Origin of the sequence: Bacillus sp. BK450, from assembly GCF_004364885.1 — a bacterium.
GTDB lineage: Bacteria > Bacillota > Bacilli > Bacillales > Bacillaceae > Bacillus > Bacillus safensis.
In genome coordinates this window covers 232,027-257,847 of the sequence record NZ_SOBQ01000004.1, presented here as the reverse complement: position 1 = coordinate 257,847, position 25,821 = coordinate 232,027, and the positions used below count along the sequence as shown (strand labels likewise).

The window sequence follows — 25,821 nt, the reverse complement described above, 5'->3', positions numbered from 1 at the left end:
ATATGCCCTTTTTACAGGATTGTCAACCGCCTTCTGAACCTCCAAAATAAGGGATTTCAAACGCTCATGACGGTGTATCAATCTCAATATTTCCGATGAGCCGGTCTGTGGTATGTGTAAACAATTGACTGCGTTCCAGCATGTTGTGAGCGATGACAGAATGAGTGGAATTTGCGGTGCGGACAGCAATCGCTTTTTGAGGAGATAGATTGATGATGTTATTGCGCAGCACACGGGCTGAGGCGGCCTGGTCAATAAAGATCGCCGTCGGCTGTCCGATCGATCGATTTAAATAGAAACGGTTATCTCCAATTTGTGGCGAACCATTTTTAATATACATCACCACATATAAGGATGTTTCTTCAAAGGAATTATCTTTAATCTCTAATGCCCCCGTCGTGCTGCTGTATACAGCGTAGTTTTGATAGTGTTTAAAGCGATTCTGCCAGATGAAAGCCTTTGCATTTTCAGTGACACTGATCGTATACGAAGAATCTAGCTCCGGGTGTCCTTCTTGAATAAAGTGATTGCCGTTGATCCCGACTTCCCCTTCCTGCACCCAGATTCCTCTGCTGAATTCTTTGAATTGATTGTGCTGGATGAGAATATTCGTTCCTCTCACCACGGCCGCATCGATTACAGAGTAGACCGTATTGTTTGAAAAGACGACACTATCCGATTGATAGATACGCAGCGAGGCGCTTCTTTTTCCGGTATTCGTTCCTGATTCAATATGGTTTCCTTCTATTAGAATACGATTCGCCATATAAACGGACACAGCCGCATCTTCAAAAAGACTAATCTTATTGCCTGTAATGTGAACACTGTCTCCCCTTACATCAATCCCTTTTTCAAACCCCTCAATCATATTGCCAATAATCACCACATTGTTTTCCGTTTGACCAAGTGAGACGCCTAAGCTCGTAATCCCTGCTTTTGTCACACCTCCTCCCACTGCACGAATCATATTGTTGGCAATGATCGTTTCGGTGGAGAAGCCATAGGAGATACTGCTATCTGTATGATTGCCTTCAATGATCACACCATAACCGTTAAAGTTATAGATGGAGCTCGCTGCACCTCCTCTGACGATGTTGTTGCGAATCTGAATATTCAGAGGCTCCTCCATATTAACGGCATTTTCTCCATAGCCTTCAATATCAATACCCATTCTTGGCTCGACCCCATTTACTCCTGCTCTTTCCAAGAGACAGTCTTCCACAATAACCCCATCACAGCCTGTAATCGAAATATTGTTGCGTCTCGAATCTGTGATGGTGCAGCCAGAAATATCAATAGATGCAGCAGGCGAGTATGGTTCCCCCTCTGTCAACAAACCGTGGGGACTGACAATGATGCCGTCTCCCGTACAATTTTTTATTTGGACATGATTGACCTCTACATGGGAGGCACCTTCAATACATATCCCAAAGCCCCATTCATGGGTTTTTCGTTCAGCGGGGAGCGGCTTGTATACATGCTCATGACGATCCCCTTCAATACGCCCGCCTCGAATGGTCACATGCTCAACCTTTCCTATATAAAAAGCTGCATACCCCCATGAATCATTTGGTTTCACCTTTATTACAGCGTCTGACGCCATCTCAATGCATATATGACTTGGCACCCGTATACCTGCACCTCGGAAAGGAAAAAATGGATCACCTCTGTACACCGCATCGATTAAATATGTGCCGCTCGGCAGCCAGATATGGGAATACCCCTGTGCTTTTGTCCACTCTAAACATTCATTGAGCTTAGCTGTGCAATCCGTTTTCCCGTCAGCAATTACGCCAAAATCTAGTACATTGACAACTGGTTTTTTTAGATCAGATTCATTCAATTCCCCCAACCTAATCACTCCTTTTCACACATGTTCTCTTGTCATCCTATGCATGTGGTAAAGGTTTGCTTGTACATTCCTTCAAATTTTAAATAAATTCTTTCGGAATAACTTTCCGATAATTTTCACTTCAAAGAATTTTTCAATTTTTTGAGTCTTTACGCCTATTGAACTAACATTTTCCTGTTTTAGAATAGTTTTATATTGACACAAGAACTATACAAGAATATCATTTTTCTCATATCTCTTTTTTTAAGAAAGGATCTATGCCATGTCTACAATTGATCACGATAAAATTGTTAAAAGTGTTCCTCAAAAAGGGTTTTTTGGACATCCTAAAGGACTTTACACACTGTTTTTCACTGAATTTTGGGAGCGTTTCTCCTATTATGGCATGCGTGCACTGCTTATTTATTATATGTACACAGAGGTGACAAAAGGCGGTCTAGGCTTTGACCAGACGACAGCCAATTCGATCATGTCTGTCTATGGTGCGCTTGTCTATATGTCAGGAGTGATTGGCGGATGGCTCGCCGACCGGGTATTTGGATCATCCAGTACGGTCTTTTATGGCGGAGTTTTTATTATGCTCGGCCACGTGATTTTGGCTTTGCCAAGCGGAGCAACAGCGCTCTTTATTAGTATGGGACTGATTATTATCGGGACAGGTCTTCTCAAGCCAAACGTTTCAAACATTGTTGGCGACCTGTATACAAAAACAGACCCGCGCAGGGACTCTGGATTTAGTATTTTCTACATGGGGATCAACATGGGTGGCTTTATCTCCCCATTAATTGTCGGAACACTCGGTCAAAAAGTGAATTTCCACCTCGGGTTCTCACTCGCTGCCGTTGGGATGCTTGTTGGACTTATTACATTTGTGGTCACAAAAAAACCGAATCTTGGTCTTGCCGGCACGTATGTGACAAATCCATTATCTGCTGCCGAACGTAAGAACTTCAAAATTTACGGATCATTGGTTGTGATTTTGCTTGCGGTTTTTGCTGTCATTGGCATTCAAACAGGCGCACTCACAATTAATCTATTCACTTGGTTTGTTAGTGCCCTTGGTGTACTCATTCCGATTGTTTATTTCATTGTCATGTATTTCAGTAAAAAGACGAGCGCAGTGGAACAATCCAGGGTTCTCGCTTATATTCCATTGTTCCTTGCTGCCGTGATGTTCTGGGCGATTCAAGAGCAGGGCTCAAACATTTTAGCAACATATGCAGATCAACGAACAAACTTGAATTTCCTTGGGATGACACTAGCGTCTTCATGGTTCCAATCATTGAACCCAATCTTTATTGTGCTGCTGTCTCCAGTGTTTGCTTGGTTATGGGTCAGACTTGGGAAGAAACAGCCGTCTACCCCGATTAAATTCTCACTCGGTCTTCTGTTTGCAGGGTTATCCTTCATCATCATGATCATTCCTGCATACATGTCCGGTCCGAACACACTTGTGAGCCCATTATGGCTCGTTCTGAGCTTCTTCCTCGTCGTGATCGGAGAGCTCTGCTTATCACCAGTTGGACTGTCAGCGACAACAAAGCTGGCCCCTGCTGCCTTCTCAGCGCAAACGATGAGCCTTTGGTTCCTTTCAAATGCAATGGCACAGGCGATCAATGCGCAAGTAGTCAAACTGTTTGATAAAGTGCCGGAAACCGTCTATTTCGGTATCATCGGATTCCTTGCCATCGTTTTATGCGTTGTGATGCTATTACTGACACCAGTGATTAAGAAAGCGATGAAAGGCGTTCATTAATAAAAAACTGGACATGAGTACATCATGTCCAGTTTTTTACTTTATTTATGATCATTATCTTACTGCATTATTCATTCGTTTTCATTGGTACTGTCTCATTTATTTCAATATTAAAATAATTCACGGCATTGTGATAACAAATATCTTTGACTATTTTTCCTATAAATTCGTAATCCCTTGGAAGCTCACCATTTTCTATCCAAGTCCCAAATAAATCACATAAGATTCTTCTGAAATATTCATGGCGAGGGAACGATAAAAAGCTTCTGGAGTCTGTAAGCATCCCTACGAAAGTGCTAAGCAAACCTATATTAGATAATGTTTTCATTTGATCTAGCATGCCGTCTTTTTGATCATTAAACCACCACCCGGATCCAAATTGAATTTTTGCTCTGGCATCAGAAGACTGAAAATTCCCTATAGTAGAGGCCACAATCGCATTATGAGCGGGATTTAAATTATAGATGATGGTTTTAGGTAAAAGGTTGTCTTTGTCTAATTCATTCAAAAAACCATTTAAATGTCTTGCTAGGTGGAAGTCAGACATAGAGTCGTACCCACTATCTTTCCCCGTTAACTTGAACATTCGTGTGTTATTATTCCTTAAAGCACCTATGTGTAATTGCATGGTCCAATGAAGAGAATGATATTTTTTACTCAGGTGAAGAAGAGTGTTTGTTTTAAATTTATTGATATCCTCTAGGGATAGTGTTTTTCCTTGCAGAGCACGTACAAATATAGAAGACACTTCTTGTTCAGTAGCTGGTGAAAATGGAAATATTTCAAAACCATGATCAGACATTCTGCATCCATTCGCGTGAAAATAATCAATTCGTGAATGTAATGAAGCGATAAAGTTTTCATATGTTAAAACAGCGCCGTTGATTGAATCACCTAATTTTTCTATATAGTTCACAAAATTCGATTGTTCAATATTTAAAGCATGATCCGGTCTAAATGTAGGTAGGACCCTAGTTTTAATTCCTACATCTTTACGTATGATTTGATGAATCTCTAAAGTATCGATTGGATCATCAGTCGTACACACAACTTTTACATTAAATTTTTCTAAAATTCCATTTGTGGACATCTTACTTTCATTTAATCTCTCATTACAAATATCCCAAACTTGATGTGCATTTTTTTCTGAGAACAACTCATTTATATTGAAATAACGACTTAATTCTAAATGTGACCAATGATAAAGAGGGTTTCCTATTGTATATGGAACCGTTTGCGCCCAAGCTAAGAATTTTTCCTTGTCACTTGCATTCCCCGTGATCAATCTTTCTTCTACGCCTAACCATCGCATCGCCCTCCATTTATAGTGATCTCCATTAAGCCAAATATCAGTCATATTTTCATATTTTTTGTTAGCAGCAATGTCATCAGCCATTAAATGCGTATGAAAATCATAGATTGGCATATTTTTCGCGTAATCATGATAAAGAACTTTTGAACTTTCATGATTAAGCATCATATCTTCGCTTAGGAATGTAGACAATATCGTCACCTCTATACTTATGTTTAGAAAATCAATTAAATGAAATAAGGTGTTATTAACAAAAATAACACCTCACTTTTTTAGATCTTACTTAATTCAAACTCCGTATTTACGTAGATTGCGTCTCGTTGTGCAATTAAGCAAAGTTCTGCGGCTTTAAAAGTATGTTCTTGAGTCATAGCATTTTCAGTACCGTTTAAACAATCTAAAATAAGTTCACCAAAGTAAGGGAATCCTACTTCTCCATTTAGAGAAAAATGCTGCTCTGTCTGTTGATTTACTAAGTATAAATGGTCTCCTGTTTTATCCCTTGCGATGTCTACGTATTTGCGAATTTCAATATACCCATCTGTTCCAAGAATGAATGTACGCCCATCCCCCCAAGTGCTAAGGCCATCAGGAGTCAGCCAGTCTACTCTAAAGTAGTTTGTAGCCCCATTATCAGCAATCAAAGTAGCATCACCAAAGTCTTCTAATTCTGGATATTGATGATGCTTATAATTGCCCACTTTACTATGTACAACTTTTGCATCTTTTGCGCCAGAATAGAAAAGGAATTGTTCAATTTGGTGACTGCCAATATCACATAGAATACCTCCATAATATTCCTTTTCGAAAAACCAGCTTGGTCTGCTTTCCACATTACTACGATGTGGGCCAGTTCCAAGAACTTGTACCACTTTTCCAATGGCTCCTTGTTCAATCAATTGACCAGCAAATACGGCACTCTCCACGTGCAAACGTTCACTATAATAAACAGCCCATTTAAGTCCCGTTTCAGCTGTTTTTTTACGAGCAAGCTCCAATTGTTCTAACGTTGTAAAAGGTGATTTATCGGTAAAGTAATGCTTACCATGATCTAAAACACGCAGCCCTAAATCACAGCGTTTAGATGTAATGGCTGCGCCTGCCACGAGCCTGACATCTGGATCTTCGAGGATTTCTTTCTCACTTTTGGCTGCCTGTACCTCCGGATATGCTTTACAAAATTCTTGTACTTTTTTCTGATCATGATCATAAACCCATTTTAATGTAGCCCCAGCCTCAGTTAATCCATTGCACATTGCATAGATGTGTCCATGATCAAGACCTATAGCCGCCATGACGAATTGTCCTTCTGTAACGACAGGGGCACTTTTTCCCTTAGGAGCATAATTCATTCCATCACTTTTCTGCATGATTGTTCCTCCTCTAGCTAGCTTCCAGTTTATTTTTAATAATTTAATAACGTTAGACTCATAGTTTCTCGTAATTTCCTCCAACGGTTATCGTATCGTCTGAAAAATTTTCTACACTGCTTTGTTTTTCATAAAAATGCTTAACGTTCGCGAGCATTCCTTCACGTGTATAAAAAGGATCGTCTGCTGAAAGAGGAAGCTTCACATGAACACCTTGGTTTGCAGATTTATAGATGGCTGTAATAAGTTCTAGTGTTTTTCTTCCTTCTGTTCCATCAATTAAAAGCTTCTGGTTACCCTTGATAGCCATTAAAAAATTATTTATTTGTCCTTTATGCCCTTCAAATAGTAATTCCGGATATTGATGAAAAGCTTCCTGAATACGATTTTCTAAATCCTCATCATTTTTCTCTTGAGGAAACCCATTTTCTTTAGCTATTTGAGCATTTACTTTCCATGGGACAGATACTCTAGCTTTTTCACCTTGAAAAATCAATTGTTGTTCTTCTCCATGATGAACAACAGAACTGGTTACTTGTGCTAAGCTGCCATTTCCATAGCGAAGTACAGCAATAGAAAGGTCTTCAACCTCTGCATTATCATGCAAGGTATTACTAGTTGCTGCAAAAATGTCAACCGGCAATCCTAACATCCATTGCAACATATCAATATGATGGACAGCATGATTAAGTGTACAACCCCCACCTTCTTTTTCCCATGTACCGCGCCACCATAAATCATAATAACTATGACCACGCCACCAAAAAGAATCAACTTGAGTATGAGCGATTTTTCCAATTAGGTTTTGATCAAGGACATGTTTTAATCTCATAATGGGCGTCATAAACCTGTTTTGAGCAACAACAGATAAAAGCTTTTGGCTTTCAATAGATGCTTTTATCATTTCGTCACATTCTTTTAGAGAAGAAGCCATAGGTTTTTCTACTAATACATGTTTGCCTGCTTTAAGAAAATCGATGGCAATGGTTGCGTGCATATAAGGAGGTGTACAAATGGAAACGGCATCAATCGTAGGATCATTCAATAATTCTTGGTAGTTAGCGACAACTCGTGCTTCCAGGTTATATTTTGTTGCTGCAGACATTGCTTTTTCAGGATAAATATCAGCTAAAGCTACAATTTTACTGATTTCAGGCATTGCAAGATAAGCCTCGATATGGGCAGTTGCAATAGATCCAGTTCCTATAATGGCGATGTTGGACATATCAATCTTTCCCTTCTGCAATAAGATAAATTTTCACTTCTAATAAAGAGATAGCGCTTTCAAAAAACTGAATGATTCACCTAGCTGATAGATCAGAGTACCGTTCGTTTTATTAAATATTCTAGTTATACTAGTATGGTAGCTCAAAAACATTATAACTTAATCTTTTTGAATTTTGTATAGTTTTTTGAATTTTCTTTTTAATATCCCCCACTTTTATGATTGATTATGACTTACATAGTGGAATCATCAAGAGATGCTCACAGTGAAAGTATTCAGAAAAATGAAATTAATGTCTACCATTCTAATCTACTTGTATGGTAGTATGTTAGAGAAAGGAGATTAGAATAATGAATATTGATTTTAAAAACCAAAACCTCTCTACGAGGGAACAAGTTTACAATATGCTAAAAGATCAAATATTAAGCCTGAAGCTTCCACCTGGGACAAATATTTCTGAAAAAGAAATATCCGTTCAATTTAATGTTAGTCGAACTCCTGTAAGAGAAAGCTTTTTAAAATTATCTCAAGAAGGATTATTAAGTATCTATCCTCAACGAGGTACTTTTGTTTCTTTAATTGATTTGAACCTTGTGGAGGAAGCACGGTTTATGCGAGAACATCTCGAGAAGGCAGTGATTAGACTAGCCTGTCAGGAATTTTCTGAAGAGCTGATTAATGATTTAGATATGAATTTAAGTATGCAAAAAATTTGCGTTAAGAAAAAAGACTATAAAAAAATGTTTGAATTAGATGAGGAGTTTCATAGAACTATTTTCAAACGGTGTAAAAAAGAAAAAACATGGTTAGTTATTCAACAGATGAATGTACACTTTAATAGGAGTCGCATGTTAAGGCTAGTAACAGATTATAATTGGGATAATATTCTTTCCCAACATGTGGATATATTCAAAGCTATACAAGATCAAGATGCTGATAAAGCTGAAAAAATCATGGAAGAGCATTTGAAAATTGCACTTGTTGATAAAGAATTATTAAAGAAAGAATATCCAAATTATTTTAAATAACATTAGGGGTGATGGTAGATGAGGATGACATTCAGATGGTTTGGAGAAGGAAACGACACGATCACACTGGAACAAATAAAGCAGATTCCAGGAGTGGAAGGAATTGTTTGGGCACTGCATGATGTGCCCGTAGGAGAAGAGTGGCCAATAGAAAGAATGTTAGAAATGAAAAAATTAGCTGATAAACATAACCTTCATATTGAAGTAGTTGAAAGCGTGAATGTTCATGAAGACATTAAGCTCGGACTTCCAACTAGAGATCGATACATAGAAAATTATAAGAAAACAATTCAGAAGCTAGCAAAGGTGGGTGTTAAAGTCATATGTTATAACTTTATGCCTGTCTTTGATTGGATCCGTACAGACTTAAATAAAACACTTTCTGATGGATCTACAGCTCTATTTTATGAACATAGTCGAATTAAAGATATTGATCCGAAAGAATTAGTAAATAAAATTAGTGAGAACTCCAGTTTAACCATGCCAGGTTGGGAACCAGAGCGGTTAAATCACCTCCACCACCTTTTTGAAGCCTACAAAAATATAACAGAAGATGATTTATGGGCCAACTTGAAATATTTTTTAGATCAGATTATTCCAATTGCAGAACTTCATGATATTAAGATGGCTATTCATCCTGACGACCCACCTTGGCCTGTCTTTGGTCTACCGCGAATAGTAACTAACCAAAAAAACATCAGAAAAATTTTACAACTAAATAGCAGCCCATCTCATTGTATAACGCTCTGTACAGGATCTTTAGGAGCAAATTTAGAAAATGATTTAGTCTCTATGATTCACGAATTTATTGATAGAATACCATTTACTCATATAAGAAATGTACGTGTATATGATAACGGGGACTTTGTTGAAACATCGCATCGATCAAAAGATGGATCAGTAGACGTTTCAGCCATTATACATGCTTATTATGAAAGCGGATTCAAAGGTTATTGCAGACCCGATCATGGAAGACACATTTGGGATGAACAATGCAGGCCTGGATATGGTCTTTATGATAGAGCACTTGGAATTATGTATTTGTGGGGAGCTTGGGATGCTTTAAAAAATAAACAGTCTGTACGAAAAGAAGCAAAGGAGGAAGCTGCATGGTAAACATACAAGAAAATAAAAATTTAGCTGGTAAAGTAGCTGTCATAACAGGAGGAAGTGGCGTACTTTGCAGCGCCATGGCAAAGGAACTTGCTAGACATGGCGTGTCTGTGGCTATTTTAAATAGAACAGTCGAAAAGGGCGAAAAGGTAGCCGAAGAAATTAACCTTATGGGTGGGAAAGCGATTGCGATTAAATGTGATGTTCTGAATAAAGATAGTGTGGAACAAGCCGAGAAGATTGTAACAGAGGAATTAGGCAATTGTACAATATTGATAAATGGAGCTGGTGGTAACCACTCCAGTGCAAATACAACCAACGAAATATTTCAAACAGAAGATCTTACTAATCCTAAGGTAAATACTTTTTTTCATTTAAGTACAGATAGTGTACAAAATGTATTTGATTTAAATTTTATGGGGACTTTCATTCCTACACAAGTTTTCACTAAACATATGGTTCATCAAAAGGGAGCAGTTGTCATCAACATGTCATCTATGAGTGCCCCTTCTCCAATGACTAAAGTGCCTGCTTATAGCGCGGCAAAAGCAGCAATTGAAAATTTCACCAAATGGTTAGCTGTTCATATGGCTGAGGCAGGAATTAGAGTAAATGCTATTGCACCGGGCTTCTTTTTAACCTCACAAAATAAAAACCTTCTACTAAATGAAGAAGGAGATTATACAGAGAGGTCTCATAAGATTATTTCGAACACACCAATGAGAAGGTTTGGTACGCCAGAAGATCTTCTTGGTACCCTATTATGGCTTGTTGATGATCATATGTCAGCATTTGTTACCGGCGTGACAATTCCTGTTGATGGAGGTTTTATGGCGTATTCAGGTGTTTAAATATTTTTATTTTTTTCCTTGTCATACATCTTTATTTTATATGTTTTTTTAAATTTATAAGTAGGCTTGGAAAGGAGACATAAGAATGCAGACTGAGAACAGGAAACTAACACTCAAAAATTATATTGGTTATGGAACAATGGATTTATTTGGAGGGGGAGCATTCGCTATAATAGGCGCATGGATGTTATATTTTTTCATTACATACTGCGGTCTTACCCCTGTTGAAGCAGGATCTATTATTGCAATTGCTCGTATTATTGATGCGATAGCAAGCCCAATTATGGGCCATATCACTGATAATTTCGGTCGTACAAAACTTGGGAAAAAGTTTGGAAGACGCAGGTTCTTTTTGCTAGTTGGAAGCCCTTTGATGATTATTTATTCCCTTCTTTGGATTTCTGATATGAATTACTGGTACTATTTAACGGTTTATATTTTGTTAGAATTCCTTGCAGCAATGGTATTAATTCCATTTGAAACACTTGGAGCTGAAATGACGAATGATTTTAATGCACGGACCAAGCTCTCAACAATAAGATTAATCTATTCAGGACTAGGAACATTTTTAGCTACCTTTATTCCAGGCAGATTATTCGAAATATTCGGAAAAGATTCACCTCAAGTTTTTCTTTACAATGGGATTATCTTCACCTTTATTTTTATGGCTGCATTATTAATTACACATAGAACAACATGGGAACGTAAAATAGAAGAAGACATGATAGAACCTGATGGTGTAGAAAAAGTACCTGCTATAGAATCCATAAAAAAAGTCATCATTGACTTAACATCTACTTTTAGAATAAGAAGTTTCCGTCAGCACCTCACGATGTATATTTGTTCGTTTACGGCCATGGATATTTTAAACGCTGTCTTTGTCTACTTTGTTGTGTTTTCTTTAAATAAAGATGCAGTGCTGGCAGCCGATTTATTATCTATTGGTTCATTACTTCAAATGGTATGTACAATATTATTTGGTTGGCTCGTGATTAAAATAGGTCCTGCGCCATCTTTGAAAATATCTTATATTGCGATTATTACATGTATCAGCGGTTATATATTTTTATACTTCACACAACCAGCTTATATGATTATAGCGCTGTATGCTTTCTCTGTTATCTTAGGCATCGGAAAGAGTGGATTATATTATATACCATGGAATATTTACACTTTCATTCCTGATGTAGATGAAATGGTCACTCGTAAAAGAAGAGAAGGAATATTTGCAGGTATTATGACGTTTACACGCAAGAGTACTACAGCTTTAGCCACATTTTTGGTAGGAGTTATTTTACAGGAAAGTGGATTCGTTGCAAGCGCGACGACACAGTCTACGACAGCAATAAATGGGATTGTAGGTATTCTATTTTTCGGAACTGTAGGGCTAGTCGGGATTAGTTTAGTTATTTCATTTAAATTTAAATTATCTAAGAAAACTCATTCCATTATGATAAATGAAATTAATAGGTTAAAGAATAATGGTTCAATGGAACAGGCTGATGATGAAACAAGAAGTGTTTTGAAAGCGCTAACAGGATGGGATTACGAGAAGCTTTGGGGTCATAATAACGTAGGATATCAGAATAAGCGCCAACATTTTGAACAACAAGATTTTAAACAGGATATGAACTAACTTTTGTTGTTAGTTGAGAACTACAGCTCAGTTAAATAGTACTTCTATTGATATGAGAGGTTCCAGAATCACTTCAAGAAAAAAACACCTTCAGATTGATATCAGAGGTGTTTTTAAATATCTTACATTTAGTGTTTTTTGATTTTAAAACCGGATCTCATCATCTCCATGGATTTGCAGCTTCAGTGGCTCACTTTGTGCCTGATGCTTTTTCACATAGCGGTGATAGACAATATACCCAATGATCATGAGCGGTACACCAACATATAGCCCGATGCGCTGCTCTTGATCAAAGGCAAGGCTGACCAACACGATGGTATTCAGTGTGATTGCAATGATTGGCAGCACCGGATAAAGAGGCGTTTTAAATTTTAAGTTTTCCAGCTTTCCGCCTGCTTTCAAATATTTTCTACGGAAAAGAAGCTGTGATAATGTAATCGTGATCCAGCCTGTCTGGGCACTCATGCCGGCAATGGACACGATCCAGGCAAATACCGTTTTCTCTGCAAAGAAGCCGGATAACAGCGAAATCCCTGTAAATAGGAAGGTGAGCAGTAAGGCATTCATCGGAATACCGCGCTGATTGACGCGTCTAAATGCTTTTCCTGCCATTCCTTCCTTCGATAAGGAATACAGCATTCTCGTTGATGCATACAAGCCAGAGTTCGCAACAGATAATAAAGCAATGATAATGACAAAGTTCATGATGTCTGCCGCAAAAGGAATGCCCGTTCTCTCAAACACAGTAACAAATGGGCTTTGCAGCACACTGGCTTCCTTCCAAGGCACCATACCGGCTAAGACGAAAATCGATAAGACGAAAAAGACAAGTGTACGCCATACGGTTTGATGAATCGAGCGGGGAACGGTTTTCTCAGGGTTTTCACTTTCACCTGCCGCAATCCCGATCAGCTCTGTTCCTTGAAACGAAAAATTTACTGTTATCATCGTAACCACAACAGCGAGCAGGCCATTTGGAAACAGCCCGTCACTCACAAAATGGCTGAAGTATGGGGCGGGTTCACCGCTCGTTGTTTCAATAAACCCAAACATCGCCGCTCCGCCTACGCCAATAAAGAGTAAAATTGCAATAATTTTAATGGTGGAAAAGAAAAACTCCGACTCCCCGAACGCTTTCGCTGACCGGGCATTTAATAAGAAAAGACAGAGTCCGAATATGAGACACCAAATCCACACATCTACTTGCGGGAGCCAGCGCCTCATCAGCTGCCCTGCTGATAAGAACTCAAGGGCGACCGTTGCTGCCCAGCCGAGCCAATAAATCCAGCCGACAGCAAAACCCGCTGCCGGGCTGACAAATTTCGTCGCATACGTATGAAACGACCCCGACACAGGAAGTGCAACCGACAGCTCACCAAGACACAGCATGGTTAAATACATGATCAATCCGCCCACAATATATGAAAGAACAGCTCCGACTGGCCCTGCTTGTCCAATCGTATAGCCCGTTCCTAAGAAAAAGCCTGTCCCAATGACACCGCCAAGTGAAATCATAAATAAATGGCGGGAGGTCATCGCCCTTTTCAATTGTTCGGGCTGATTTTGTCCAACATCCACAATGATGCCCTCCTTCTTCTAAGATGCTCTGTTATCAAAACATGTCTCCATGTGATTCATTCCATTTTCAAAACAACCTACTAATTATACATCTTTTATAATAAATATGCTTCCTTCTATGGTCACTGTCTCAAAGTCTTTATTTTATTAATGTTCGCACAACTATGTGGTGGATCAAACCATTTGATAGGATGCCATATATCTAAAATATTGCACAAAAAAACCAGCATGAAACTTTCTCGTTGCACACTGGTTTCGTTTCATTCTTTTCGAGCCTCATTTTAGACAGTTTTTATGATCACTTTTGTCACAAGTCATTCTGCTTTTAGCACGTTCCACCAATCAAATCATCTTAATCATCTTGAACTTGTGTATGGTTTTATTCACCTTTTAACTTGGGTATAGTTCTATCGTTTGTCCGTTCGACCGTTTGAGGGCATAAAGTTGGTGAGATTCGCTCAAGCTAGTTTCAAATGCTTTACTTTTAGGTTGCTTCTCTGTAAGATCATATGTTGTAAATACCAACAAGAAAAGTGGGGAATAAAATGAAAAAAATGTTCTTTGCCATTATTTTAGGCGTTTGTGTTGCATTGATCACAGCATGTGGATCTGGTGCAAGCGACAACGCGAATAAACAATCTGGGTCTAAGGAATCAGGCGACCTTTGGAAATCCATTCAGGATAAAGGTGTATTAACCATAGGAACAGAGGGAACTTATGCTCCTTTCACCTTCCATGACAAAAAGACAGATAAATTAACTGGCTATGATGTAGAAGTCATCACTGAAGTAGCAAAACGCCTTGACTTAAAACCTGAATTCAAAGAAACACAATGGGACAGTATGTTTGCTGGACTGAATGCAAAACGTTTTGACGTGGTAGCGAACCAAGTTGGGAAAACTGGACGTGAAAATCAATACGATTTCTCTGATAAATACACGACATCTCAAGCTATTGTTGTGACAAAATCAGATAACAACGACATCAAGAAACTATCTGATGTCAAAGGCAAAAAAGCAGCACAATCGTTAACAAGTAACTACAATAAATTAGCAACAGATGCTGGCGCTAAGATTGAAGGCGTTGAAGGTCTTGCACAATCCATTCAATTGATTCAGCAAGGACGTGCTGATCTAACGTTCAATGACAAATTAGCTGTATTAAATTACTTGAAAACAAGCGGTAACAAAAACCTAAAAGTTGCATTTGAAACAGGAGATCCTCAAGAAACGTATTTCGCATTCAGAAAAGGCAGCGGCGAAGTCGTTGACAAAGTGAATGGCGCATTAAAAGAAATGAAGAAAGACGGTACACTTGCTAAGATTTCTAAGAAATGGTTTGGTGAAGATGTTACAAAATAATATCCTAGGAGTCGTCATTCCTTGGGATCTTCTTCAGCAATCTTTTTGGCCAATGGTGATGCAGGGGATTTATTATACAATTCCCCTCGCCATCATTGCCTTTATTATTGGTATTTTTATCGCGCTTGTGACAGCTCTTGCTAGAATGTCTAAGATTAAAGCCCTCAGATGGATTTTCTCCATCTATGTGTCGGCCGTTCGCGGAACGCCGCTTTTTGTGCAATTGTTTATTATTTTCTATTTCTTTCCGACATTTAATATCACACTTGATCCATATCCAAGTGCCATTATTGCTTTTTCTTTAAACGTAGGTGCGTATGCGTCGGAAATTATCCGTGCATCTGTCCTGTCTGTTCCAAAAGGACAATGGGAAGCTGGTTATTCAATCGGAATGACGCATCGCAAAACGCTCGTCCGCGTGATTTTACCGCAGGCTGTGCGTGTATCGATTCCACCGCTCTCTAATTCATTTATTAGTTTAGTGAAGGATACATCCCTTGCCTCCCAAATTCTCGTGGCAGAGATGTTCCGTAAATCACAGGAAATTGCTGCGGCGAACTTGGATCAAATCTTGTTTATTTATATGGAAGCAGCCCTCATCTATTGGGTATTCTGCTTCATTCTATCGCTCGTTCAGCATCAAATTGAAAAACGACTTGATCGATATGTCGCAAGGTAAGGAGGGAACGACATGCTAACAGTCAAAGGTCTCAAGAAATCCTTTGGTGAAAACGAAATTTTAAAGTCGATTGATTTTTCGATCAACAAAGGGCAGGTTGTGGCCATTCTCGGTCCATCTGGTTCAGGAAAAACAACGATGCTTCGCTGTTTAAATGCACTTGAAATACCAAATGGTGGCTCCTTTACCTTCGATGATTTCTCGATTGATTTTTCGAAAAAAAATAAATCAGCTGATCTCCTGAAGTTACGCCGGAAATCAGGAATGGTGTTTCAGGATTATCACCTGTTTCCTCACCGTACAGTGCTTGAAAATGTGATGGAAGGTCCTGTTCAGGTGCAGCGCCGTCCAAAGGAAACGGTTCGAAAGGAAGCCATTCAGCTCTTGCAAAAGGTCGGTCTGGAAGATAAAAAAGACCTGTATCCTTTCCAGCTCTCAGGCGGTCAAAAGCAGCGTGTCGGGATTGCCCGTGCACTTGCCATTCAGCCAGAGCTTATGCTTTTTGATGAACCAACCTCTGCGCTTGACCCTGAGCTTGTCGGAGAAGTCTTAAAGGTCATGAAGGATCTAGCGAAGGAGGGCTGGACCATGGCAGTTGTCACACATGAAATCAAGTTTGCCCAAGAAGTAGCAGACGAAGTGATTTTTATTGATGGCGGCGTCATCGTCGAACAAGGTCCCCCGGAAGAAATCTTCAAACGACCAAAAGAAGAACGAACAAAACAATTCTTAAACCGGATCTTAAATCCAGTATGATGAAAAAAGGCTGTTCTCACGTGGTGAGGACAGCCTTTTTTTATCTTTTTAAAAGTAAGCGATTACAATTGAACAAAGCCATTTAAAGGGGCGCGGTAGTATGTTACGATGGAACTCGAGTGTTTAAGAAAGAAGGGAATGCTTTTGAAGCGGGAACATCTTTTACGGTGGTTTTTTTATTTTGTTGGGTTGATCGTACTAGCTTTTGGACTATCGCTGACAGTGAAAGGGAAGATTCTTGGGATTGGTCCTTGGGACGCTTTCCACTACGGGCTGTTTCAGCATTTTGGACTCACAATTGGACAATGGTCCATTATTATTGGTGCACTCATTGTGACACTGACTTCTGTTTTTACGAAATCATTTCCAAAGATCGGCGCTTTACTGAATATGGTGCTGATTGGCGTGTTTATTGATTTCTTTAATGCGATATTACCTGCGCCACATGGGTATTTACCGGCTTTATATGTATTTATTACGGGTGTTGTAGTTTCTGGATACGGCGTTGGCATTTATGTCTCAGCCAATCTTGGTGCTGGGCCACGGGACTCATTAATGTTGCTCATCTCAGCGAAAACAGGGCTGAACGTTCAGTGGGTTCGAAATGGCATTGAGTTAACAGTGCTTTTGTTTGCATGGATGCTCGGTGGACCGATCGGCATTGGAACGATTTTGACTGCGATCTTCACAGGTCTTGTCCTGCGTTTCTCCTTGCCGCAATCGACACGGCTCCTGCAGCTGCTCATTACAAAAACAGCAGAGAAACCTGTTCAAACCCTTACAAGATGAAAGTAAGCCATTCTTATCATAGAATGGCTTTTCTTGTGTTAAAATTAATAAACAGAATATTCACACATAGGAGTTGGAGACCTCATGCAACTTTTCCACTATCATTACTGGACACCATTTGTTGAAGAGACAGAACAAACATATCGTTCGCTAGGCTTTGAGGTTAAAGGCCGTTTCACAAAGGATGGTTTCTTTCATCCCCCGCTGACATGGGATGATTTTAGAGAAGAGCAGCCGACCTTTCGAATCATTGAAATGAGAAAAGGACAGATCAATATCACATTTGGCTATAGCAAAAAAGTCCTTTTTGATCACATCGGCTTTCTTGTCTCAGACGAAGAATATGATCAGCTGCTTGCACAAGCAAAAGAACTAAACTGGCCAATTCAAGCTGGGGAACGGAGAACATTTCTTTCGACACCTCTTCGTTTAAGGCTTGAATTACAGCGCCGTACAGATGTCATTGAAAATGGAAACGATGCGCTGCATGCTATGACAATTGCTGTTCCTGATTTGTCACAGACACCTAAAGTCGATCAGCTGCTATCACCTTTGAATCAGCCCATTCACTGGCAAAAAGGAGAACGGCTTTCCCTGCTTGACGTGAACATGACGAATGTTGATGAAATGAATACAATTGATCCGAATGGTGTCCACATCGTGAAACAGACGTAAAGCAGCGAGGCTCGCTGCCTTTTTACGTTAATGGACTCTTTTGCACGGCGCTCTCCAATGGTACAATCAATGTAAAAAATTAGAGGTTCGTTATGAAGATATTTGCTATCCAATTACAACACTTAGATGAAATCAATGCACGACAACAAATAGAGCGTCTGAAACCCTTTGTGTCATCTGAAAAGCGAGCTGCCGCTGAACGCTTTCGTTTTTTGATCGATGCAAGAAGAACCTTATTAGGTGAAGTGCTGGTTCGTCAAACGATCCATGATATGTACGAGCTGCCTATGGATCAGATCGTTTTTGAAACAGAGGGCAATGGAAAGCCTGTCGTCCGGCAGCTTCCTTCTTTTCATTTTAATCTCTCTCATTCTGGCGATTGGGTCGTTTGTGCAGTAGATGATGCACCTGTTGGCATTGATATTGAGGAAATCAAACCTATTGATCTGGCGATTGCCAAACGATTTTTTTCAGCGGATGAATATCAGGATTTACTCTCACAGCCGGCAGAACGGCAGGAAGCCTATTTCTTTCATCTCTGGTCAATGAAGGAGGCGTTTATCAAGCTGACTGGAAAAGGTTTATCCTATGGACTTTCGTCCTTTACAGCCCGTCTGTCAGAGGATGGACAGGCTGCGTTGACATTACCTGATCATGAAGCACCTTGCTTTGTTCAAACTTATTCACTTGACCCTGCCTACCAAATGGCGGTATGCACACGAAAGTCTGCTGCGGCTGAAAGCGTTGAGAGGCTCACTTGCAGTGATGTCCTGTCCGGCCTTTAATAACGCGTGCTTTGCTGAAATTCCGTCTTTAATAAATCGACTCCACGTGTGATCTGCTCTTCTTTCACCTGCCAGATGTTCAGCTGAAGAATGGGGTCCTTTTGATAAGTCTTCAGGTAATGGCGGTCAATTGGCTGAATGGAAACAGATGCCTTTTTTAGCTTCTGAATGAGCTGGTTCATGGAAATCGACCGGTCGACTCGTACATGTGTATGGGTAGCCGGCTCCTGTTCTCCCAGCTGATAAGCGCTCTGATCATTTTTTAAACTTGCTACGAGCTGCTTGGAGCGGTTTCGATACGTCGCCCGCATTCTGTCTCTATGCCGCTCAAACATCCCGCTTTTTAAATAGATTTCTAAGGCTGCCTGGGACAGCATAGAACTGTCGATATCAATTAGCCGTTTATATTCGCTAAAAGGTGTAATCAGTTCTTCAGGTAAGACGACCGCTCCTGTTCGCAACCCCGGAAAAATGATTTTAGAAAAACTTTTTAAATAAATGACCTTCCCTGCCTGATCATACGAATAGATCGGGTCTCTTTTTGTATCGAATTCTAAATCTGCTATATAATCATCCTCAACAATGTAGACATCATATTTCTCAGCAAGGGCTGCAATCGCTCTTTTTTCTTGCTTTGATAAACTCGTTCCAAGCGGGTTTTGAAATCTTGGCATCGTATAGAAAAAACGAATCTCCTCTTCTCGAAAGATACGTTCTAATTCGATCAGATCGACCCCTTTTTCCGTCCGTTGAATTCCGCGCACAGGCAATTGGTTTTTCTCTAAATATTGGAGATATAAGTGATACCCCGGCTGTTCGACTAGTATGGTTTGTTTTCCATTCGGAAAAGGGATGGTGCTTAAAATGGATAAAGCGAGCTGAATACCAGAGGTCATGACGATCTGTTCTGGATGAGCAAACACTTGATAATCCATTAATCGCTTTGAAATGACTGGCAGCAGGGATGGTAAACCGTTGGATGTGCCATAAATAAATAAGTCATTTTGATACAAATCGATCGCTTGGTTGATACAGTGCTGGAAATCGACATATGGAAACACAACGGGATCAGGTGCAGATGAAGCAAAATCAATCCATGTGCCGTCCTGCTTACCTGCTGATTGCTTCGTTTTCACGACATAATAGCCGCTCCTTTCTACAGAATACAGCAGATGTTCACGCTCCAATGTGTCTAGCGCTTTGATGACAGTGCTTTTACTCACTGCATATTGAGCCGCTAAGTGGCGAATGGAGGGAATTTTTATTCCAGCGCTGTACTCACCTGAATCCATTTTTTCTTTTAAACTCGAGACAAGCTGATCATATTTCCTCACGCCATTTCCTCCTTGTACCGGTACAGATATCATGTTCTCTTATTGTACACGTTAGATGATCCGATTACGATAGAAGAACAGAACCGGTCAATTCATTTGAAGCATGCATGCTCATGTAAGGAGTCACGTTATGAATATGTCAAAACAAAAAGCGTATGCTGCCGCGATCGCATACGCCTCTATCATTGGTTTTTCCTTTTTGTTTGTCAAAATCGCATTAGAATCAGCAAACCCAATCGATTTATTGGCACACCGCTTTTCCGTTTCTTTTGCAGCCGCTCTATTGCTGTATCCGTTTCTACGAAAAAAGTATCGCATATCCATTCAATGGCGTGATCTCATTTATATCGTACCGTTTTCCTTGCTTTACCCTGTTTTGTTCTTTGCTTTTCAAGTGTGGGGATTGATGTATACATCTTCTTCAGAGGCTGGCATCATTCAAGCGACGATTCCCATTTTGACGATGCTGCTGGCAGCCTGGTTTTTAAAGGAACGTGCGACATGGATACAAGTGCTGTTTACCTTTCTTTCTGTGTGCGGGGTGATGCTTCTCTTTGTTATGAAGGGAATTGATGTCCAGCATTCTCACTTCATCGGCTATGTGCTGATTTTACTTTCAGCCTTGTCATCCAGTGCATATAGTGTGTTTGCCAGAGTGATTACAAAACGATTCCATGTGATCGAACTCACCTTTGTGATGACCTTCTTTGGCTTTGTCTTTTTCAATGCCGCCGCGCTTATCCGGCATTCGATCAATGGATCATTGCCTCAGTTTTTCAGTCCATTTACAGAAGCATCCTTTGTATGGTCGATGCTCTTTTTAGGTATTCTTTCATCTCTTCTTACCGCATATTTATCAAACTATGCACTCTCGCAGCTAGAAGCGGCAAAGGTCAGCATCTTTAACAATTTATCCGCGTTTATCACGGTCGCCGCTGGAGTTCTCATTTTACACGAAACGATTGATTGGTACCATCTGCTCGGAGGGGTGCTGGTCATTGGCGGGGTGATTGGCGGGAATGTGGTGAAGAAACAGCATTCATAAGAAAAAGTGGCCTCTTTAAAAAGAGCCGCTTTTCTTATGTCTTATTAATTGTTGATTGTCTTGTATAATCCTAAAAAGCTTCTTTTTGCGTCCAAATTAAATATCCTATTTCAATAAATATATTTAATGATTTCACCTTGTATTTCATAGCTAGTTACTGAAGTAATGTCATTATCAATTTAAAAAAAAACGATTTATGCGCTAATAATTCTCTAGTAAGTTTACTACCTTTTCTCATATTCCATCAAAATACTACTAAATCTTTCGATACAGAGAAATAAAATACAGTATAAAAAACCCATTTATTGAATATCCTTTTTTTGTATAATATGGGTATATAAGCAAGGGAGGGGGTGTTAATTATGGAATTGAGTTTAAAAAATAGATTTTTTGCAATTGTAGGCTTGAGTCTTATTTTCACTCTAACTTTAACAACTATGATTTTATTGACTCTTGAACCAGTTACACCTTTTGCAAATCTAGTAGCAAACTATCCTCAAATACCTGGCTGGGCTATAACTTCTGTTAGTGCAATTCTAAATGCAGCAGGTACAGTGGGGGCTGTTGCTGCTGTCTTAGGTACTTTTGGACTTGGTGCTATTGCTTCTCTCGTCATTAGCTATGCTAGAAAATACGGAGTGAAATACGCTATTTCTTTCTAAAAAAGATTTAATAGAGAAGGTGTAACAGCCTTCTCTATACACCTTTAAAATGGAAGTGTTGTAAATGCATAAATATTTAACATATACAAAAATCTTGTTAATCAATGATTTAAGAAGACATCATCGAAAAAATGCTCTTATTTTTGTATTTTTTGCTTTTTTATACATAATAACACCACTATTACTAGGTATATTAACTCCTTTTTTCGTTAAGGATTTATCAATAATCTATTTATCGCTGTTTATATTTATGTTTACAGTTAATATTGATAAGAGTTTGATGAGAATACTTTTCTCCTCTGATAAAAAACAGATGGCTATTTTAAAAGTTCATCTTGATCACTACATTTTCGGCAAAGATATGAGTAAGTTTTTCAGCACTATTGTGGGTGTATTATTCTTCATATTAGGGTCCTACTTAGCAAATTTAATTAAAAATGGGTATGAGGGAGCTTTTACAATAGCAGCTCTGGCCGCCACTTCTTTTATTTTAGGTTACTTACTTAGATTACATGTCTTGTTGCTGCTTTCTAATCCAAAGTTTTTCTCAATTTCATCAAGTATTGGTTATATAACTACAGGCCTCATTGCTCTATGGGTATTCACTGTATTTAGATTCAATTTATTAACAAATTCTTTATCTAGTTATTCAATATATTTTATTTTAACCTTCACATTCATTAGTTTATTGTTATTGATGAATTGGAAGAAAAATGTTCGTAATGTACCAATTTTTAATTCCCAAAAAGAATTAAAAGAAAAACGAAAAAGAACATCTAGAGAGTTTAATCATATTTTGTTTTATGAAATTACACTTCTTATGAGAAATCCTCCTATTCAATGGTCAGTATTATTATTTATATTAACATTATCTGGGGGGTTATTTGGTCTAATTCTTTATGGTGTTAATACAAATCAACTTGAAACATTGAATATAGAAAATGATTTTTTATTTATATTTAGTGTGATTTTTCCAATGATTATTATATCGAATGCAATACAACCATATGTCTCTTTTGATATTGATGGCCCCATTCTTCCTTTAAAACAGAATCTACCTAATTTAGTGAAAAATAAAATTAAAAATAAGATTATTTTATCTATTATATTACACTTGTTTTTTTGTATTTTATATATCATTTTTTCAAGCTTTGTATTAAAACTAGATCAGCCTTTTTACGTGATGATTACTTTAATAAACACTTGCATTCTCGTCGGTATTTGTACTGTCGGTTCTACTGTTGTATTTCCTTATTTTAATTGGGAATTTGTTTATCAAGTTCCAAGTTCTCTTAGTAAATTGACTTTAAATATTTGTTATGGTTTCATTCTAGCTTTATCAGTGATTTCCTCATACAGCACAGTATATTTCATTTTAACAAATTCTATTATGGCTGCTTGTTCATTCATCATTTTATTTTTAATGATTAAATTTTGGGATAGAACAATCAACAAAAACTACAAATCATTTAAAACATTATTTGAGTGAGGGATTGTATGTTATCAATTCATGGTCTAATTAAAGAGTACAAAGAGTCTAACTTTAAAGTTATGATCCCTGAGATGCATTTCCAAGAGGGTAGAATTATCGGACTATTAGGTAAAAATGGTGCTGGAAAAACGACTATTTTAGAAATGGTAGCTGGATTGATAAATCCTGATGAAGGTCAAATATTAATAAATCATAGTAAGCAAAATTTTTCTTCTGTCGGATATATGGAAGACGATCCAACTCTATTTGAAAACTTAACCTGTTTTGAACTTGTAAAATATCAATCTATGCTTGTAGAACAACCTTTAGAAAATGAACAAATCAAGGATTTATTGAGCAAATATGGATTAGAAGAACAAATTCACCGCCGTTCCTCTGCTCTTTCAAGAGGTATGAGACAAAGAATGTCTTTTATTTTAACAATATTACATCATCCAAACATTATTTTATTAGATGAGCCATTTACAGGTCTTGATCCTACTAACATGGCTGACATGAAAAAACACTTAAGAAATTTCAGAGATGCCAACAAAATCATTTTGCTCTCCACACATATCATTCAATTTGCTGCAGACTTATGTGATGAAATCCTTTTTATTGATAATGGTAGTATCATTCACTCAGAAAAAAAATCTTCAGGAGTGACTTTTCATGAAGATCAGCTCGAAAAGAAGTTTTTTGAAAAATTATCTTAAAAATTTTTCAGTTTTTATCATATTATTTTTAGGAGGTTTTAGTTTAAGTACTTTTGCTTCAACATTTATAGATAGTATAGATTTTAAAAACAACATTGAGATTCATAGCTATCTAGACATTTTTTTTAATAATCTTTTTGTGTCACTCCTAATATTAATATCTGGAATAGTTAGTTTAGGTTTGTTATCTAGCATCATTATTTTTCTAAATGGTTTTTTCTTAGGTGCATTTTTTATATCGTATACCTATATATATGGATTTGATATAGCATTATACTATATTATTTTCCACGCTCCGATGGAGATTGTCGGTTTGTTCCTTTTTTATTTTGTCTCTTTTGATATATCAAGACAGATTATAGGATATATCATATCTAAAAACAAAATTTCATTTAAAACAAAAGGGAAAATCTATGCTAGTCAGCTTATAACCGGTGTTTTCTTATTATTTATTGCTTCGATGATTGAATTTTATTTTATAAAAATTTGATATTGTTAAAGGGTGCTATTATGAAAAAACACATTTTATTAGTATGTATGCTTTCTGGTATAATAGCTTTCATCCTTTCTATATTAAAAATGGATGAAATAAATAAAAATCTACTAGAACTACAACTTGATGGGAATCAAGATGTAATTGAAGTTAGTAAGTGGATAGGTATTTCACTTGCTGTGATTGGAGAAATATTCAAGCCAATGATTGAAGTTTTATTTTTTTCATTAGTCATTTTTTTAAGTTTTATTATTTTCGGAATAAAAGATTCCTATAAAAGTATTTTTAAAAAAGGGATATTAGCTTACTATTACATTTTACTAGGCAACTTGATTGTTATTATTTTATACCTATTTAAGGTATCTAATGCTGAACGCACGATTACACTTCCATTTTTATGGAACATCAATATTTTCGTTATAGTCGCATTCAGTGTGTGGTGCTATTCTTACTTAAAAGATCAAGAAAATAGAAGTTATAAATTTTACATCCCATTCGTTTTATTATTCTTATTTTCATTAGCTATATCAGCGTTTTCAAGTATGATTCCTCAGTAAAAAACGACCCTATTGATGGGTCGTTTTTTCTTAATTCTTGATCAATTGCTGCTTGGCTGCATGCTCAATCACCTGTCTCATCTGCTCTGCAAATGGCTCAAGGTGTGTGTTGATGTACATGTGGCCTCCATCGAAATTGGTGCGTTCGATCGTTCTTGCCCATTTTAGCCAGCCGCTTGCATCCTGCATGCATTTCTCATCTTGCTTTCCATTGAATAAATAAACAGGTGTGTCGATAATCGATTGATCTGTGTGCAGGAAGGTTTCTAGTGCCTTGTAGTCTGCACGCAATGACGGTGTAAAGTAATCCATCATTGGTTTGTTCTCTAATAATTCCTTTGGAATCCCGCCCATTTCGGCAATATGCTGTACAAATGCGTCATTGGATAAATGTGTCAGCATCTGCCGTTTTGTTTGCGGAGGCTGAATGGCTGAGATCACCACTGCTGCAGGATAAATTCCTTCCTTTTCTAGCAGCTGGGTTAGTCTGTATACCACAAGCCCTCCCATTGAATGTCCAAACAGAATAAATGGGCGGTTCAATTTGTCCGTAAGTCCTTCTTTATACAGCTCTGCCAGCCGGTCAATGCTTGATTCAAGCGGCATGAGATTGGTGCCGTGCCCTGGGGGCTCTGCTGCTGTGACTTCGGCCACGTCTTTTAGCTGTTCAAAGAGCGGACGGTATGAGGCGGAATATCCGCCGGCAAAAGGAAAACATATAAGTTGAATGAGATCTGATTTTTTTTCAAAGGTTTTCAATAACTGATTCATACGTCT

The 25,821-nt window shown here is 38.2% G+C and carries 24 protein-coding genes; 17 read left to right on the top strand and 7 right to left on the bottom strand.

Annotated elements, in window-relative coordinates; genetic code table 11:
• Positions 1 to 64: 64 nt before the first annotated feature.
• Complete coding sequence (locus EV579_RS15330; RefSeq protein WP_133744758.1) at positions 65 to 1,852, bottom strand: right-handed parallel beta-helix repeat-containing protein; 1,788 nt, start codon at positions 1,850 to 1,852, stop codon at positions 65 to 67.
• Between the two features lie 262 nt (positions 1,853 to 2,114).
• Between EV579_RS15330 and EV579_RS15325 the strand changes: the two genes are divergently transcribed.
• Positions 2,115 to 3,608 carry a peptide MFS transporter gene (locus EV579_RS15325; protein WP_056765124.1) on the top strand — a complete coding sequence of 498 codons (1,494 nt, stop codon included), beginning with the start codon at positions 2,115 to 2,117 and terminating at the stop codon, positions 3,606 to 3,608.
• Between the two features lie 67 nt (positions 3,609 to 3,675).
• Here the strand turns inward: EV579_RS15325 and uxaC are convergent, their stop codons facing one another.
• From uxaC to EV579_RS15310, 3 genes are all read right to left on the bottom strand, one after another.
• Positions 3,676 to 5,112: a glucuronate isomerase gene (gene uxaC / locus EV579_RS15320; protein ID WP_133744757.1), complete on the bottom strand. Its 1,437-nt coding sequence runs from the start codon at positions 5,110 to 5,112 to the stop codon at positions 3,676 to 3,678.
• 80 nt (positions 5,113 to 5,192) lie between these two features.
• Positions 5,193 to 6,290 (bottom strand): Gfo/Idh/MocA family protein, encoded by a 1,098-nt coding sequence (locus EV579_RS15315; RefSeq protein WP_024425518.1) that lies wholly within the window; start codon positions 6,288 to 6,290, stop codon positions 5,193 to 5,195.
• A 58-nt stretch (positions 6,291 to 6,348) separates the two neighbouring features.
• Complete coding sequence (locus tag EV579_RS15310) at positions 6,349 to 7,515, bottom strand: Gfo/Idh/MocA family protein (protein ID WP_073203781.1); 1,167 nt, start codon at positions 7,513 to 7,515, stop codon at positions 6,349 to 6,351.
• 350 nt (positions 7,516 to 7,865) lie between these two features.
• Here EV579_RS15310 and EV579_RS15305 point away from each other — a divergent pair, with 350 nt between their 5' ends.
• The 4 genes from EV579_RS15305 to EV579_RS15290 all read left to right on the top strand — a co-directional run bounded on the left by EV579_RS15305 (position 7,866) and on the right by EV579_RS15290 (position 12,143).
• Positions 7,866 to 8,543 carry a GntR family transcriptional regulator gene (locus EV579_RS15305; RefSeq protein WP_024427298.1) on the top strand — a complete coding sequence of 226 codons (678 nt, stop codon included), beginning with the start codon at positions 7,866 to 7,868 and terminating at the stop codon, positions 8,541 to 8,543.
• An 18-nt stretch (positions 8,544 to 8,561) separates the two neighbouring features.
• A complete protein-coding gene (gene uxuA / locus EV579_RS15300; RefSeq protein WP_133744756.1) occupies positions 8,562 to 9,659 on the top strand; it encodes a mannonate dehydratase in 1,098 nt (365 codons plus the stop codon).
• Positions 9,653 to 10,507 carry an SDR family oxidoreductase gene (locus tag EV579_RS15295; RefSeq protein WP_034622954.1) on the top strand — a complete coding sequence of 285 codons (855 nt, stop codon included), beginning with the start codon at positions 9,653 to 9,655 and terminating at the stop codon, positions 10,505 to 10,507. Before uxuA ends, EV579_RS15295 begins: the two co-directional genes overlap by 7 nt.
• A gap of 85 nt (positions 10,508 to 10,592) precedes the next feature.
• A complete protein-coding gene (locus tag EV579_RS15290) occupies positions 10,593 to 12,143 on the top strand; it encodes an MFS transporter (RefSeq protein ID WP_133744755.1) in 1,551 nt (516 codons plus the stop codon).
• Positions 12,144 to 12,287: 144 nt separating this feature from the next.
• On the opposite strand, the gene EV579_RS15285 is transcribed toward EV579_RS15290, so the two are convergent.
• Positions 12,288 to 13,721 carry an amino acid permease gene (locus EV579_RS15285; RefSeq protein WP_024424283.1) on the bottom strand — a complete coding sequence of 478 codons (1,434 nt, stop codon included), beginning with the start codon at positions 13,719 to 13,721 and terminating at the stop codon, positions 12,288 to 12,290.
• 545 nt (positions 13,722 to 14,266) lie between these two features.
• Here EV579_RS15285 and tcyA point away from each other — a divergent pair.
• The 6 genes from tcyA (at position 14,267) to EV579_RS15255 (ending at position 18,766) form a co-directional block, all read left to right on the top strand.
• The gene (tcyA, locus tag EV579_RS15280) at positions 14,267 to 15,082 is read left to right on the top strand and encodes a cystine ABC transporter substrate-binding lipoprotein TcyA (protein ID WP_024424285.1); all 816 of its coding nucleotides are present in this window, start codon (positions 14,267 to 14,269) and stop codon (positions 15,080 to 15,082) included.
• A complete protein-coding gene (locus EV579_RS15275) occupies positions 15,069 to 15,761 on the top strand; it encodes an amino acid ABC transporter permease (RefSeq protein WP_024424286.1) in 693 nt (230 codons plus the stop codon). The genes tcyA and EV579_RS15275 overlap by 14 nt, the downstream gene beginning before the upstream one ends.
• A gap of 12 nt (positions 15,762 to 15,773) precedes the next feature.
• Positions 15,774 to 16,517, top strand: coding sequence for an amino acid ABC transporter ATP-binding protein (locus EV579_RS15270; RefSeq protein ID WP_024424287.1), 744 nt, complete (start codon positions 15,774 to 15,776; stop codon positions 16,515 to 16,517).
• 144 nt (positions 16,518 to 16,661) lie between these two features.
• Positions 16,662 to 17,306, top strand: a complete 645-nt coding sequence (locus tag EV579_RS15265) for a YczE/YyaS/YitT family protein (RefSeq protein WP_039182975.1) — start codon at positions 16,662 to 16,664, stop codon at positions 17,304 to 17,306.
• A gap of 84 nt (positions 17,307 to 17,390) precedes the next feature.
• Positions 17,391 to 17,981, top strand: coding sequence for a hypothetical protein (locus tag EV579_RS15260; protein WP_133744754.1), 591 nt, complete (start codon positions 17,391 to 17,393; stop codon positions 17,979 to 17,981).
• Positions 17,982 to 18,073: 92 nt separating this feature from the next.
• A complete protein-coding gene (locus tag EV579_RS15255) occupies positions 18,074 to 18,766 on the top strand; it encodes a 4'-phosphopantetheinyl transferase family protein (RefSeq protein WP_133744753.1) in 693 nt (230 codons plus the stop codon).
• On the opposite strand, the gene EV579_RS15250 is transcribed toward EV579_RS15255, so the two are convergent.
• Complete coding sequence (locus EV579_RS15250; RefSeq protein ID WP_133744752.1) at positions 18,763 to 20,100, bottom strand: aminotransferase-like domain-containing protein; 1,338 nt, start codon at positions 20,098 to 20,100, stop codon at positions 18,763 to 18,765. The two genes, EV579_RS15255 and EV579_RS15250, sit on opposite strands and share 4 nt — an antisense overlap.
• 130 nt (positions 20,101 to 20,230) lie before the next feature.
• Here EV579_RS15250 and EV579_RS15245 point away from each other — a divergent pair, with 130 nt between their 5' ends.
• The 6 genes from EV579_RS15245 (at position 20,231) to EV579_RS15220 (ending at position 25,044) form a co-directional block, all read left to right on the top strand.
• Positions 20,231 to 21,145, top strand: a complete 915-nt coding sequence (locus tag EV579_RS15245; protein ID WP_133744751.1) for a DMT family transporter — start codon at positions 20,231 to 20,233, stop codon at positions 21,143 to 21,145.
• 362 nt (positions 21,146 to 21,507) lie between these two features.
• A complete protein-coding gene (locus EV579_RS15240; RefSeq protein ID WP_024427284.1) occupies positions 21,508 to 21,807 on the top strand; it encodes a hypothetical protein in 300 nt (99 codons plus the stop codon).
• A gap of 64 nt (positions 21,808 to 21,871) precedes the next feature.
• The gene (locus EV579_RS15235) at positions 21,872 to 23,296 is read left to right on the top strand and encodes a hypothetical protein (RefSeq protein WP_133744750.1); all 1,425 of its coding nucleotides are present in this window, start codon (positions 21,872 to 21,874) and stop codon (positions 23,294 to 23,296) included.
• Positions 23,297 to 23,304: 8 nt separating this feature from the next.
• The gene (locus EV579_RS15230) at positions 23,305 to 23,994 is read left to right on the top strand and encodes an ABC transporter ATP-binding protein (protein WP_133744749.1); all 690 of its coding nucleotides are present in this window, start codon (positions 23,305 to 23,307) and stop codon (positions 23,992 to 23,994) included.
• A complete protein-coding gene (locus EV579_RS15225; protein WP_133744748.1) occupies positions 23,951 to 24,484 on the top strand; it encodes a stage II sporulation protein M in 534 nt (177 codons plus the stop codon). The genes EV579_RS15230 and EV579_RS15225 overlap by 44 nt, the downstream gene beginning before the upstream one ends.
• 20 nt (positions 24,485 to 24,504) lie before the next feature.
• On the top strand, positions 24,505 to 25,044 hold the full coding sequence (locus tag EV579_RS15220) for a hypothetical protein (protein WP_133744747.1): 540 nt from the start codon (positions 24,505 to 24,507) through the stop codon (positions 25,042 to 25,044).
• 30 nt (positions 25,045 to 25,074) lie between these two features.
• Here EV579_RS15220 and EV579_RS15215 read toward each other — a convergent pair whose 3' ends face one another.
• Positions 25,075 to 25,815, bottom strand: coding sequence for a thioesterase II family protein (locus tag EV579_RS15215; protein WP_133744746.1), 741 nt, complete (start codon positions 25,813 to 25,815; stop codon positions 25,075 to 25,077).
• Positions 25,816 to 25,821: the final 6 nt, after the last annotated feature.